The 13,970-nt window shown below is 55.9% G+C and carries 12 protein-coding genes and 1 tRNA gene; 10 read left to right on the top strand and 3 right to left on the bottom strand.

The window, feature by feature from the left end; translation table 11 throughout:
* Nucleotides 1-8: 8 nt before the first annotated feature.
* The 10 genes from OSH04_RS11505 to OSH04_RS11460 all read left to right on the top strand — a co-directional run bounded on the left by OSH04_RS11505 (nt 9) and on the right by OSH04_RS11460 (nt 11,746).
* Nucleotides 9-1,256, top strand: a complete 1,248-nt coding sequence (locus OSH04_RS11505; protein WP_247966856.1) for a diaminopropionate ammonia-lyase — start codon at nt 9-11, stop codon at nt 1,254-1,256.
* Nucleotides 1,253-2,497, top strand: coding sequence for a Zn-dependent hydrolase (locus tag OSH04_RS11500; RefSeq protein ID WP_266108502.1), 1,245 nt, complete (start codon nt 1,253-1,255; stop codon nt 2,495-2,497). Before OSH04_RS11505 ends, OSH04_RS11500 begins: the two co-directional genes overlap by 4 nt.
* A 77-nt stretch (nt 2,498-2,574) precedes the next feature.
* The gene (locus tag OSH04_RS11495; RefSeq protein ID WP_035273244.1) at nt 2,575-4,173 is read left to right on the top strand and encodes an ABC transporter substrate-binding protein; all 1,599 of its coding nucleotides are present in this window, start codon (nt 2,575-2,577) and stop codon (nt 4,171-4,173) included.
* Complete coding sequence (locus OSH04_RS11490; RefSeq protein WP_009454334.1) at nt 4,170-5,111, top strand: ABC transporter permease; 942 nt, start codon at nt 4,170-4,172, stop codon at nt 5,109-5,111. The genes OSH04_RS11495 and OSH04_RS11490 overlap by 4 nt, the downstream gene beginning before the upstream one ends.
* A 27-nt stretch (nt 5,112-5,138) precedes the next feature.
* Nucleotides 5,139-5,978 carry an ABC transporter permease gene (locus OSH04_RS11485; RefSeq protein WP_009454332.1) on the top strand — a complete coding sequence of 280 codons (840 nt, stop codon included), beginning with the start codon at nt 5,139-5,141 and terminating at the stop codon, nt 5,976-5,978.
* Nucleotides 5,979-6,002: 24 nt separating this feature from the next.
* Nucleotides 6,003-7,646, top strand: a complete 1,644-nt coding sequence (locus OSH04_RS11480) for a dipeptide ABC transporter ATP-binding protein (protein WP_009454330.1) — start codon at nt 6,003-6,005, stop codon at nt 7,644-7,646.
* Nucleotides 7,647-7,796: 150 nt separating this feature from the next.
* Nucleotides 7,797-8,732, top strand: coding sequence for an N-carbamoyl-D-amino-acid hydrolase (locus tag OSH04_RS11475; RefSeq protein ID WP_035273239.1), 936 nt, complete (start codon nt 7,797-7,799; stop codon nt 8,730-8,732).
* Nucleotides 8,723-9,904, top strand: a complete 1,182-nt coding sequence (locus OSH04_RS11470) for a YgeY family selenium metabolism-linked hydrolase (RefSeq protein WP_266108501.1) — start codon at nt 8,723-8,725, stop codon at nt 9,902-9,904. The genes OSH04_RS11475 and OSH04_RS11470 overlap by 10 nt, the downstream gene beginning before the upstream one ends.
* 19 nt (nt 9,905-9,923) lie before the next feature.
* On the top strand, nt 9,924-11,456 hold the full coding sequence (locus OSH04_RS11465) for a M81 family metallopeptidase (RefSeq protein WP_266108500.1): 1,533 nt from the start codon (nt 9,924-9,926) through the stop codon (nt 11,454-11,456).
* 213 nt (nt 11,457-11,669) lie between these two features.
* Nucleotides 11,670-11,746 (top strand) — tRNA-Pro (locus OSH04_RS11460).
* Between the two features lie 95 nt (nt 11,747-11,841).
* Here the strand turns inward: OSH04_RS11460 and OSH04_RS11455 are convergent.
* From OSH04_RS11455 to OSH04_RS11445, 3 genes are all read right to left on the bottom strand, one after another.
* Nucleotides 11,842-12,564: a hypothetical protein gene (locus OSH04_RS11455; protein WP_115633612.1), complete on the bottom strand. Its 723-nt coding sequence runs from the start codon at nt 12,562-12,564 to the stop codon at nt 11,842-11,844.
* 36 nt (nt 12,565-12,600) lie between these two features.
* Nucleotides 12,601-12,798, bottom strand: coding sequence for a hypothetical protein (locus OSH04_RS11450; protein ID WP_009454246.1), 198 nt, complete (start codon nt 12,796-12,798; stop codon nt 12,601-12,603).
* Nucleotides 12,799-13,094: 296 nt separating this feature from the next.
* Nucleotides 13,095-13,652, bottom strand: a complete 558-nt coding sequence (locus OSH04_RS11445; RefSeq protein WP_266108498.1) for a hypothetical protein — start codon at nt 13,650-13,652, stop codon at nt 13,095-13,097.
* Between the last annotated feature and the right edge of the window lie 318 nt (nt 13,653-13,970).

Genomic DNA, 13,970 nt, shown 5'->3' with positions numbered 1-13,970 from the left:
GAGCAGACATGAACAAACATGCCGTTCGGGAGCAAGGCGCGGTGCAACTGTATCTGAACCCTCGTTGCGTTCAGGACAGCCAGGAATACGACGCTTCCTTGCAATCGATTTTGTCGGTAGCCGCCTTCGAGCAGGCTCAGGCCAGCATCGTGCAGTGGCCTGGTTACGCGCCTACGCCTTTGCGTCATTTGCCCGGCCTGGCCGCGCAGATGAAGGTGGGCGGGGTGTATTACAAGGATGAGGCCGGTCGTTTTGGTTTGGGCAGCTTCAAGGCTTTGGGCGGTGCTTATGCCGTCAATCGTTTGCTGTTGCGTCAGTTGCAAGCTCATACCGGCAATGCCAGCCTGACGCTGGATGATCTGAAGAGTCCTGCCTACAAGGACTTTATTGCTGGTTTGACCGTGACCTGCGCGACCGATGGCAATCATGGCCGCTCGGTGGCTTGGGGGGCGAAGAATGCTGGTTGTCAGTGCGTGATCTATATCCATGAACATGTCAGTACTGGTCGTGAGCAGGCCATTGCCTCTTACGGGGCAAAGGTAGTGCGCGTGCCCGGCAATTACGATGATTCGGTGCGCCAGGCTGCTGAAGATGCCAAAGAGCATGGCTATTTTGTGGTGTCCGATACGTCCTACCCGGGCTATATGGATGTGCCCAAGGATGTGATGCAGGGCTACACCGTGATGGTGCAGGAAGCGCTGGATCAGATTGCTTCGGGCAAGCCGGTGACTCATGTCTTTATTCAGGGCGGTGTGGGTGGTTTGGCTGCCGCTGTATGCGCCCATATGTGGGAGCGTCTGGGAGCGCAGCGCCCTCGCTTGATTGTGGTGGAACCCAACAAGGCCGATTGCCTGTTCCAAAGTGCTGTTCAAGGTAAGCCCGTCACGGTCACCGGTGATTTGAATACGGTGATGGCCGGTCTGGCTTGCGGCGAAATCTCCTTGCTGGCCTGGGAAATTCTGGATCCCGGCACCTATGCCTATATGACGCTGGAAGACGATGCCGCCTTGCAAACCATGCGCCGTCTAGCCCGTGCCGATAAAGGTGATGCGCCGATTGTGGCGGGTGAGTCTGCCGTGGCCGGTGTGGCGGCTTGCATGGCTGCATGCGAGCAAGCGGACTGGCGTCAGGCATTGGGTATTGATGAAAACAGCCAAATTATGTTTTTTGCCAGCGAAGGCGATACCGATGCAGAGCTGTATCAGCGCATTGTCGGTATGAGCGCCAAAGAAGTGCTGGCTCAGGAGCCGGTATGAACAGCCCAGCCAGCACTTGTTTAGCCATTAATGGCGAACGTCTGCTGCAGCGTATCGCGCAGTTGGCGCAGATTGGTTCGATCGACGGGGGCGGTGTGTGCCGCCTGGCCCTGACGGACGAGGACAAGGCTGGCCGCGATCAGGTGGTCAGCTGGATGCGTGATCTGGGCATGAGTGTGGAGATTGATCAGATCGGCAACATTATCGGGACACGCGCTGGCCGTCTGGATGTGGCGCCGGTCATGACGGGTTCGCACATCGATACCGTGCGTACTGGCGGACGCTACGACGGCAATCTGGGCGTGCTGGCTGGACTGGAAGTGGTGGCCAGCTTGAATGATGCCGATGTGCAGCTGGATCGTCCCTTGCAAGTGGTGGCCTTTACCAATGAAGAGGGCGCGCGCTTTGCGCCGGACATGATGGGCAGCCTGGTGTTTCAAGGTGGCTTGTCCTTGCAAGAGGCACTGGACACCGTGGGCATTGACGGCACGACCGTGCGCGAGAACCTGGAGCGTATTGGCTACGCCGGTTCCATGCCTTGCGGCCAACCTGATGTGCATGCCTATATGGAACTGCATATTGAGCAAGGTCCGGTTCTGGAACACGAAAGTATTGATATTGGTGCCGTGACTGGCGTGCAAGGGATTTGCTGGCTGGAGTTCGAGGTGCAAGGTGTCTCCAACCATGCTGGCACCACGCCCATGCATTTGCGACATGACGCCGGTGTCGTGGCGCAACAAATTGGCAGTTTTGTACGCCAGTTGACTGAGCGTTACGGCCCGCCGCAACTGGGCACAGTAGGGCGCTGCGAGCTGTTTCCGAATCTGGTCAATGTGATCCCCAGCAAAGCCGTGTTCACCGTGGATTTGCGCAATGTGGACAAGGCCAGCCTGGATCAGGCTGAGCAGGAAGTGCTGGATTTTGCCCGACAGGCGGCCGAGCGTGAGGGTGTGCAGATCAAGCATCGCCATTTGGCCCGCTTTGATCCGGTGCAGTTTGATGAACGCTTGATCAGCAAGGTCGAGCAACACGCCAAGGATCTGGGCTGCTCGGTCAAGCGCATGCCCAGCGGTGCCGGGCACGATGCGCAGATGCTGGCTCGCTCCTGCCCCACAGGCATGATTTTTGTACCGAGTGTACGTGGTTTGAGCCACAACCCGGCAGAGTTTACCCACGATAAAGACCTGATAGCGGGATGTTCGATTCTGCTATCGACCTTGGTGGAGCTGGCCCGTGAATAAGCAGTAAATCCCTGATGACGGGACCGCCGCCACAAGAGCAAAGGCGGACCGCTTTTAACTACCTGGAGAGACAAAACATGAGCAACCTGCTTAAGGACCGCTTGCGTCCTGCGAAATCGTTAGCCGCCGTCTGGGCTGCCCTTGCCATCACCGCTATTGCCCCCGTGGCTGTCAGTGCTCAAACCACGCTGACCGCCGTGATGGAAGCGCCCTTGCGCTCCCTGGACCCGGTCATTACCACCTCCTACATTGTGCGCAACTACGGCTATATGGTGTACGACACCTTGCTGGCGGAAGATGCACAAGGGCAGGTCAAACCCCAGATGCTGGAAGGCTGGAAAGTGTCCGAGGACGGCCAGACCTACACCATGACTTTGCGTGAGAACCTGCGCTGGCATGACGGCTCGCCCGTAACGGCTGAAGATGCGGTCGAGTCCATCAAGCGCTGGATTCAGCTGGACAAGATGGGCCAGATCATGACGGAGTTCCTGACCAAGATGGAGGTCGTGGATGACCGCTCCTTTGTGATGCAGTTCTCTTTCCCGACCGACATCGCGTTGCGCGCCATGGGCAAACCCAGTTCCTTGCCCTTGTTTGTCATGCCCAAGGAGGTGGCACGCACGCCGGTCAGTCAGGCGATTACTTCTACGGTGGGTTCGGGACCATTCCGATTTGTGGAGAAGGAATATCGCCCAGGTGTGCAGGCTGTGTTCGAGAAAAACCCGGACTACGTGCCCCGCAATGAGCCTGCCAGCGGTTTGGCCGGTGGCAAACAGGTCAAGGTAGATCGTGTGCGTTGGGTGGCCATGCCCGATGCCATGACCGGGGTGAACGCGCTGCGCAGTGGCGAGATTGATGTGATCGATCAGGTTCAGCTGGACCTCTTGCCCCTGCTGCAAAACGAGTCGGACATTGTTCTGAATGCTTCCACGGCTCGGGGCGCGCAGACCGAGATGCGCTTTAACTTCCTGCAGCCGCCATTCAATAACAAGCAAGTGCGTCAGGCCGCCATGATGGCGCTGAACCAGAAGCCCTTGATGCAGGCGCAAGTGGGCAACCCGGAATACTTTGAAACGTGTGGTGCCGTGTTTGGATGCCACAGCGTTTTCCCGTCACAAGCCGGTTCTGAAGCCTACTTCAAGGGGGATGCTGCCGGTGCGAAAAAGCTGCTGGAGCAGGCCGGCTACAAGGGCGAGCCCGTGGTCTTGCTGCATCCCACCGACTTCCTGACTTCGCCCGTGGTGCCTGTGATTGCCCAGCAACTGCGCAATGCCGGGTTCACCGTCAATGTGGAAGCCATGGACTGGCAAACCGTGCAGACTCGCCGCACCTCCAAGCGTCCCGTGCAAGAGGGGGGCTGGAGCATCATCACCACCTATTCCGGGCTGGTGGATGTCAGCAATCCGCTGAGCTTCATGGCGGTGGCCTCCAACGGCGACAAGGCCTGGTTTGGCTGGCCGGATGTCCCTGCCATTGAAAAGACACGCATGGAATTTGCCCGCGCCAGTGGCGAGTCCGAGCTGGGGCGTTTGGCCACGGACTTGCAAAAACACATCATGGATGAAGGTGTGATCGTTCCTCTGGGTGAGTTCAAGATGGTCAGCGCCGTGCGCAAGAACCTGAATGGCTTTCTGCAAACGCCGGTTCCGGTCTTCTGGAATGTGGAGAAGCGATGATTGGGCTTATTTTCAAGCGCGTACTGGCCACCATCCCGGTATTGCTGATTGTGGCGCTAGTGATCTTTGTGGTCCTGCGCATGACACATGGCGATGCTGCTGTTCTGGTGGCGGGGGATAACGCGACGGATGCACAGATCGCGGAAATCCGTCATCAGATGGGGCTGGACCAGCCAGTGCCGGTGCAGTTCGTGCAATGGTTGGGCAGCATGGTGCAAGGGGACTTTGGCACGTCCCTGATCTCCAGCCGCCCGGTCAAGGATCTGGTGCTGGATCGTTTGGGGCCTACGGTTTCGCTGACCTTGTTGACCCTGGCCTACACCCTGGCCATTTCCATTCCGCTAGGGGTGTGCTCGGCCTGGTATCGAGGCAAGTCGCTGGATCGCTTTGTGATGGCAGGGTCGGTGGCGGGCTTTTCCGTGCCGGTATTCATCGTGGCTTATTTGTTGATCCTGCTGTTTTCGCTGGAGCTGCGCTGGTTGCCGGTACAGGGCTACAAGCCCTTGAGTGAAGGCCTGTGGGAACACCTGCGGCATTTGATTCTGCCGGCGGTGTCCCTGGGTACGGTGTACATCGCCCTGATTACCCGCATTGTGCGCACCAGTGTGATCGACACCTTGAACGAGGACTACATCCGCACCGCCCGTGCCAAAGGCTTGAACGAGCGTCGTGTCCTGACACGTCATGCCCTGGGCAATGCGGCAGTTCCCATCCTGACGATTATCGGCATCAGCATCACCATGCTGATCGGCGGGGTGGTGGTGACCGAATCGGTCTTCAACATTCCGGGGCTGGGACGCTTGGTGCTGGATGCGGTGCTGTCGCGCGACTTTACGGTGATTCAGAGCCTGATCGTGCTGTTTTCGCTGGTGTATGTAGGGGTGAATTTGCTGATTGATATCTCCTACATGCTGGTCGATCCCCGTATCGATTATTGAGCCCTCGTTTTTTACAGGTAGAACAATATGCAAAAGCTCAACAAATTGAAGAAAGTGGTCGCCAGCAATTCGGCCCGTGCTGCCTTGCTGTTCCTGATCCTGATGGCCGCCATGGCGATCTTTGCTCCGTTTCTGGGTACGCAAGATCCCACCCAACTGGACCCCAGTGTGCGTCTGCAACCGCCTTCCGAGCAGTTCTGGCTGGGGACGGATGCACTGGGTCGGGATCTGTATTCCCGCGTGGTGTATGGGGCGCAAGTGTCCTTCATGGTGGGGTTCGGTGTCCTGGCCATCAGCGTGTTCTTTGGCGTGATTCTGGGTTCGCTGGCGGGTTACTTCCGCCGTCTGGACGCCGTCATCATGCGAGTGATGGATGGTGTGATGGCTATCCCTGGCATCTTGCTGGCCATTGCGCTGGTGTCGGTGTCCGGTGCCAGCCTGACCACGGTCCTGATCGCCATTGCCATCCCGGAGATCCCACGCATGACACGGTTGGTGCGGGGCGTGATCCTTAGCGTGCGTTCCGAGCCCTATGTGGAAGCGGCCATGACAGTGGGGACCTCGGCCTACGTGATCTTGTCGCGCCATATGTTCCCCAACACCTTTGCCCCTCTGATTGTGCAAGGAACTTATGTGTTTGCCTCGGCGGTGCTGCTGGAAGCGATCTTGAGTTTCCTGGGGGCGGGCATCCCTCCCGAGATGGCCTCCTGGGGCAACATCATTGCCGAAGGTCGTCTGTACTTTCAGCTGATTCCCGGCATCGTGCTGTACCCCGGCATTGTGCTGTCCATCACCATTCTCAGTATCAACGTCCTGGGCGACGCCTTGCGCGATGCTCTGGATCCCAAGCTGGTCACACGGCTGTAAGTGACGAGGGCAGGAGACATAACAATGAATACCTCTACGACCAAGCCCCACTGTGTTTTGTCGGTGAAGGACTTGTGCATCGAAACTAAAGCGACTAATCCCCGCCAGTTGGTGAACAAGCTCAGCTTTGATGTGTATGCAGGCGAGACCCTCTGCATTGTGGGCGAGTCCGGCTCGGGCAAATCCTTGAGTTCCTTTGCCATCATGGGCTTGTTGCCGCCCGATACCTTGCGTGTCAGCCAAGGCAGTATCGAGCTGATGGGCGAGAACCTGCTGACCATGAACAAGGAGCATTTGCTGTCCTTGCGGGCTTCGGCCATGTCCATGGTGTTTCAGGAGCCCATGACCGCGCTGAATCCGGTGCAGCGGGTGGGCGAGCAGATCGACGAAGTGATCCGTATCCACGAAAAGAACAGTTCCCGGCAGGAGCGTCGCCAGCGTGTGATCAATATGCTGGAGCGCGTGCGTTTGCCGGAGCCGGAAAAACTCTTCATGGCCTATCCGCATGAGCTGTCCGGCGGTCAGCGCCAGCGCATCATGATTGCCATGGCCTTGATCTTGCAGCCACGTTTGTTGATTGCGGATGAGCCTACCACGGCGTTGGACGTGACCACGCAAAAGCAGATTCTAAGTCTGATCAAGGAACTGCAAAGCGAATGCGGCACCTCGGTCATTTTTGTGACGCACGACTTTGGTGTGGTGGCCGATATTGCTGACCGGATTCTGGTGATGAAGCGTGGCGATAGTGTGGAGATGGGGACGTGTCAGCAGATTTTGTCCAATCCCAAAGAAGCGTATACCCGCTCCCTGATTGCGTCCGTTCCCAATGTGCATCCGCCTGCAAAAGAGGAAGTGCAAAACGAGATCGTGCTGAGCGCCCGTGGTTTGGGCAAGGTCTATGGTTCGGATTGCTGGTTCTCCAAAGGTCGCAAGATGCATGCGCTTAGCGATATCAATCTGGATATCCGCCGAGATGAAGTGCTGGGCGTAGTGGGGGAGTCCGGCTCGGGCAAGTCCACCTTGGCGCGCTGCATTATTGGCCTGGTTGAGGCCAGTTCAGGGCAGATCACGCTGAACGGTGAAACTTTACCCGCCGCCTGCAAGGATCGCAGCCTGGCGCAGCGGCGCAAAGTGCAAATCGTGTTTCAGGACCCGTATCGCTCTTTGAACCCTCGCGTGACGATTGGCCAGTCTTTGACCGAGGGCATGCACAACATCGGTGTAGATCCCAAAGTTGCCATTGAACGCGTGACCGAAGTCTTGTCCATTGTCGGCCTGGACGCGGATGTGCTGGAACGCTATCCGCATCAATTTTCGGGTGGTCAGCGGCAACGGCTTTGTCTGGCCCGCGCCATTGTGATGGAGCCGGATGTCCTGATTGCGGACGAATCCGTGTCCGCGCTGGATGTGCTGGTGCAAGAGCAAGTGCTCAAGTTGCTGGTCGATATTAAGCGCAAAACTGGTGTGGCCATCCTGTTTATTACGCACGATTTAAGGGTGGCGGCCCAGATTTCTGATCGCATTGTGGTGATGCAAAAAGGCCGGATTGTGGAGGCCGGGGACCCAGGCCGTGTCATTAGCCAGCCTAGTCAGGCTTACACCCGTGAACTGGTGGAATCCGCACCCGGTGTGCATTGGGATTTTCAGAATTTTTGTGCTTATGCCTGATTGATGCGCGTGTCAGCGCAGCTGGGGGCTGAGCCTTGTGCGCAGCCCGGCGCGCAGTCTGTTTTCGATTTCTGGCCCTTGATTGAGAGGGGCCGGGCGTTCCGAATCCCGCCCAGGGCGGATCTTAATTGTTGATGGAGTTCATATTTCATGTCCAGGTTTGTCAATGTAGCTGCGGCCCAACTGGGTCCTATCGCGCGCAACGAAACCAAGAAGCAGGTGGTTGACCGCTTGCTGGCCCATTTGCATCAGGCCAAGAGAATGGATGTTGATGTGGTGGTGTTTCCCGAGCTGGCACTGACCACGTTTTTCCCGCGCTGGTTCAGCGAGGATATTTCCGATTTTGATTGTTTTTACGAAACCCAGATGCCGGGGCCGGACACCCAGCCCTTGTTTGATGCCGCTGCCAAATTGCAGATAGGTTTCTACCTGGGCTATGCCGAGCTGGTCATTGAAAACGGCGTCAAGCGTCGCTTTAACGTATCCATTCTGGTCGATAAAACCGGCACGATTGTGGGCAAGTATCGCAAGGTGCATTTGCCCGGTCACGGCCAGGACGAGCCCTGGCGTGCTTTCCAGCATCTGGAGAAATACTACTTTGAACCCGGCCACGAGTTCGGCGTGTGGTCGGCCTTTGGGGGCGTGATGGGCATGGCTTTGTGCAACGACCGCCGCTGGTCAGAAACCTACCGCGTCATGGGTTTGAAGGGCGTGGAAATGGTCATGTTGGGCTACAACACGCCGGTTCACAACCCGCCCGCCCCGGAGCACGACGATCTGTCCATGTTCCATAACCATCTGGTCATGCAGGCCGGGGCCTATCAGAACGGCACCTGGGTGGTAGGGGTGGCCAAGGCGGGGAGTGAGGAGGGTATCGAGATGATTGGTGGCAGCGCGATTATTGCACCGTCTGGCGAGATTGTCGCGGCTTGCTCGACCAAGGGTGACGAGCTGGCCATTGCCCGCTGCGATCTGGATCTGTGCCATTCCTACAAAAGCACGACCTTCAACTTTGAGCGTCATCGTCGACCAGAGGCTTATGGTTTGATCAGCTCGCAACGTGGAGCGGTGGTGCCATGGGCGTGAACGAACACAAGCAAATGGATCTGGCCTGGGACGCCGTCAGCCTGACACAGGCCTTTGTGCGCATTCCCAGCCTGTCCGGGCAGGAACAGGCCATGGCGGACTTTGTGCAGCAAGTCATGCGGGACTTGGGCTTTGATCAAATCAGTGTTGATGAAAAAGGTTCGGTGCTGGGCTTTGTGGGCCCGGCCCAGGCCCCGCTGGCGCTGTTATTCGATGCTCATATGGATGTGGTCCCTATTGCTGGAACCTGGACGGTGGAGCCTTTTGGAGCGCAGATCAAGGATGGCCGTATGTATGGGCGCGGCACCAGTGACATGAAGGCAGGCTTGGCCGCTGCTCTGTGTGGAGCTGCAGCGGCCGCCCGTTCAGGCAGGTTGACGCAGCGCATTGCGGTGTCGGCCAGCGTGATGGAGGAAGTGATTGAAGGCTATGCCTTGTCTCATGCTCTGGAACAATGCACGCCCGGTGCCGTGGTGATTTGTGAGCCTTCGCGTTTGCGCATCATGGTTGGGCAGAAAGGGCGGCAGGAGATTCTGTTGCGTCTGCAAGGCCGTCCAGCGCATGCAGCCTTGCCTCATCTGGGGGTGAATCCTATTCAGGCAGCAGCCAAAGCTATTTCTGCTTTGCAGACACTGGATTTGCCCAAGGATGCGCAAGTCGGCCAAGCCTTGTTGGTGCCTACTGACATTATTTCCGACCCGCATCCTTCCATTTCGCTGATTCCTTCTTCCGTTACCGTGCGTTTTGACCGCCGCACCCTGGTGGGGGAAAGCAGTGAGTCGGTACTCAAGCAAATGGAGCAATGCTTGCAAGCGGCAGGCGTGGAGGGCTTTTCGCTGGAACTGGTGGACAGTCAGGTACAAACCTATACAGGTCAGCAGGCCAGCCCGGAGCGGGACTTGCCCGCCTGGCGACTGGATGAGTCGGCACCTTTGGCCCAAGCCATGGTGCAAGCGGTCCAGCAAGCTGGGCGTGTGGTGGAAATGGATACCTGGTGGTTTTGCACCAATGGCTCCGAGTCCGCCGGGCGACGTGGCATTCCCACCATCGGTTTGGGGCCGGGCGAGGAAGCACAGGCGCATACGGCAGACGAGTCGGTAGCTATCGATGATGTTCTGGGGGCCAAGGACATTTACGAACAGCTTTGCCTTCAACTGGCGGGACAAGCGTAAGAGCAATCGGAGACAAGTGATGCGTATTGCAGTAGCGGGTTTTCAGCACGAGACCAATACCTTTGGCCCGGCCATGGCAACGATGGCGGACTTTGAGCATGGGGGCGGCTGGCCGGGAATGTGCCGGGCAGAGGCGATTGAACCTGCCTTGCGTGGTGCCAACATCCCGGCGGCGGGTTTCATGGCAGCGGCTGCTCAGGCCGGCGTTCAGTGCGTCCCGCTACTGTGGGCTGCCGCCAGCCCCTCTGCGCCTGTCGAGGCTCTGACCTACGAGGCGATTGTGGCGGAGATTCTTTACCGTCTGGAGCAGGTTCTGCCCGTCGATGCCGTGTATCTGGATTTGCATGGTGCCATGGTGGCCGAGCACAGGGACGATGGGGAAGGGCATTTGCTGGTTCTGGTGCGCGAGATGGTGGGACCGGATGTACCGGTGGTCGCCAGTCTGGACTTGCACGCCAATGTCAGCGACACCATGCTGGCGCAGGCCGATATGCTGGTGGCTTACAAAACCTACCCGCATGTGGATATGGGGCAAACGGGTGAGCGTACTTTCCAGGCGCTGATGCGATGTCTGCAAAGCGGTCGTCGCCCTGAATTGGCCTGGCATCGACTACCCTTCCTGATCCCAGCGATCTGGCAAAGCACCGACATGGAACCAGCTGCCAGCCTGTACCGTCACTTGTCATCGCTGGAGGAAATAGAAGGCGAGGGGAGCGTGTCGTTCGCCATGGGCTTTCCTGCTGCGGACGTGCCCGAATGCGGAGCGGTTTTGTGGGCCTATGCGCAGACGCAGGAAGAAGCCGATAGCCGTTTAGCAGGCTTTCTGGACGAGGTGCTTGATAAAGCCAAAGGCTTTCAAGGCAAGCTGTACGAACCGGACGAAGCTGTGCAATGGGCGCTGAGTCATCCCGGCAAAGGCCCGGTGATTATTGCCGATGCCCACGATAACCCCGGCGGCGGTGCTAGCTCCGATACCTGTGGGCTCTTGCGTGCCTTGCTGAAAGCCAAGGTATCCGATACGGCTTTAGGCTTGATCGTGGATCCGGAAAGCGCTGCTCTGGTCCACCAGGCAGGTGCCGGTAAAACCATCGAACTGTCTCTGGGCGGTAAATCCGGTGTCCCCGGCGATATGCCCTTGCATGCACGCTTTTATATCGAGTCCGTATCCGATGGCCAGTTCTCCGCCACCGGCCCGTACTACGCAGGTTGTGCCATGAACCTGGGGCCTAGTGCCTGTTTGCGCATAGAGGGCGTGCGTATCGTTCTGGCCTCCTACAAGTCGCAAATGGCAGATCAAAGCATGTTCCGTTTTGTGGGGATAGAGCCGGAGCAAATGAAGATACTGGTCTTGAAAAGCGCTGTACATTTCAGGGCGGACTTTGGCTGTATCAGCGACCGTATCATTGTCGGAGCCGCCCCGGGAGGCGTTTCCATGCGCACGACAGACCTGCCATGGGAGCGCTTGCCGGCAGAGCGCCTGCTGTATCCCGGTGGCCCCAGCCTGTCTCAATGGCGAATCATGCAATCAGAAGGGCGGGCCTGTTCACAATAGCTTTGCATTTTTTACCCAAGTAGGTATACTCCTGCCTTCACGGTTTTGATGCGGATTAGCTCGGTAAAATGAGCTTCGAAAATCAGACCGCCTGTTCAGACAAGTGTGGATTTCAATCGGCACCGAGATTAACTATCAATAATCTCGAATCGAAAGACAAAATCTAAAAAACACTTGCAAGAAAGGAAGAACAGGGTTATAGTTTAATTCTTTCGGGGCGTAGCGCAGCCTGGTAGCGCACTTGCATGGGGTGCAAGGGGTCGAAGGTTCAAATCCTTCCGTTCCGACCAAATTTAAAAAGACCTACAGCATTGTTGCTGTAGGTCTTTTTTTATTAGTGTAGTGGTTTTATGGGATGTACCCGCCAATGGCGGGTAGAGCAGGATCAGGCTTTCAAAGGAATAACGCTCCAGGAGGCGTATTCTCCAAAATTCGCCCGGCAATGCGGGCAGGTTTCGCTGAGCAAAGGGATTATTTGGTCGCAATTTGGACATGTGCCTTTAGGACCGAGGTCAGCAAGCCGCTTGTTTTCCCGACGCGCTTGTTCTGCTTCCAGAGCCGGGTCTGGCCAATTTGGCGAAGAGAGCAGTCTTGCCTTGAAGGTTTCTGCTTCTGCGTCAGAAATTGTGCCGCTGATCAGTTGATCCTCGATCACTCTTGCTCTTTCATGGCGCCATTGGGTGTTCAGAAAGCGCAGGCGGACAAAGATACCGCCCAGAAATATGCGTAGCGCTGTGGGTTCCATCAGGCTGTAGTGCAGATGGAGTTCACCAAAATTCGTGGTCAAAACAATAAATGTTTGTGTCGTTTTCTTGCTGGTTAAAGCATTCAAGACACCTGCTATTGCCATCCCGGTCAGTGCCCCATCGACATCGAATCCACCTCCAATAAAACCTCCGCCGCTTACGACTGTGCCGGGACCATTGACAGAGAGATCGGCCACTTCGATTAGAGAGAAGGGGATGGTTCTGGTAGCCGAGTTGCAGCTTACCGTGTCACCTTCAAAAACGAGATTGACACTATCGCCGGGTAGAAACGGAAATCCGGGAGCGCCCAGGACGGTGCATTCATGAAGAATGATGGGGGAGTTTTGAGCTTGATTGGTCATCTGCGTACGGCCGCTTATCTATTTGGAGTGACTGTTTTAAAACTGGAACTTTTGGGGAGCACCGGATTCGCTTATTTCCATTTCGATGCAGCTCTCTAAAATGGAATAACTGCCGCCGGTCGTGCGTGCCACGCGGTCGCAATAAGTGCTTGTCTTGCTAGGGACAGACTCCCAAATTCTTTTCAAGTTGTTGTAGGCAGTCTGCTCCATTTTGATGCATTCGTTTGTGATCATTGCCGAACCTCCTGAAACAGCGGAGACGCTTTCACAGTAGGAGTTTGGGTCGTATCGGGGTAGCTCAGCAGCATACGCGGCTGATGACATGCAAAAAGCAGTGGCTCCGATCAAGGCTATTCTTATCTTCATAATCTCTCCAATGATGATTTGCTTGTAAAGGTCAGGAGCAAGGTGGCTCCTGGCTTCTTTAATGGTGTCTGTGCTGCAGGAAGCTTTCCAGGGTGTACCTTGTGCAAGGATTGAGGCCAACCCTGTCAGACAGATGATTTGTAGGCTGTGTGCCTGTGTTTGCTCTACTTGGATTCTTCCGCCAGAAGCGTTTTGAAATCCGCGTGGGTAACCAGTGCGCGGATCGCATCCTGAATGGCACCCAAGCCTGCCTGTGCCGTTTGATTGCATGCCGTTTCACCATAAAAACTGGAGGTGTATTTATGGGTGTTGTTGATGGCAATTGACTTTCCATTTGAAGAGCTAAGTTCCATACCCACTGTCCATGTTCCGCCCATGGAGTCAAAGTCCAGGGTAGTCAGTCTGCCTGTAAGTTCAAGGGTGGATTCTTTTTCATAAATATTTGCGATGATCAATTCGCTAATTAGCGCTTTGCGAACATAGTCGGCATAGCTTTCTCCATCAGGTGTTTTGATGGGCCCGACTGCACGACACATGATTTCCCCTGGCTGACTGTCTTTATTAGTGGGACTGTCGTTACGGAAGTCGCCAACATTGGCCTTTACATCGCCAACAGCCCGTAGAGCGACTACTGTATCGGTAGAGATGCTGTATCTTGGAACAGCATAAGTAGAACAACCAACCAACACGGTCGAAAGAGCTAAAACTGCGATTGTTTTCATAACGCTATCTCACCTTCCTCTATCAAACTAAAATTTTGTTACTTGATTTCTAAAAAATAAGGAGCCGAATTGCTCCTTTTCTTCTTTTGCTTAATTTTTCTTGTGTAAAGTCCTCAAAGCTTGAACTGCGTTCGTCGTCATTGCTTGTTCGTTCGATTTATATTCTCAGGATTGATAGGGGCAGGAGATTTCAGGATGTTTTTCTTGAATTTTTCCGCAGTAAATCGTTGCGCCTTATGAATTTCTTGATGTTATTTCATAGAGCAATTTGTTGTTCCCTTAATCAATAGCCTGTCGATCATAGCTATTTTTTTCTTG

This window comes from Alcaligenes nematophilus (assembly GCF_026344155.1).
Taxonomy (GTDB): Bacteria; Pseudomonadota; Gammaproteobacteria; order Burkholderiales; family Burkholderiaceae_B; genus Alcaligenes; species Alcaligenes phenolicus.
This window is presented reverse-complemented; position numbering and strand designations above follow the sequence as displayed.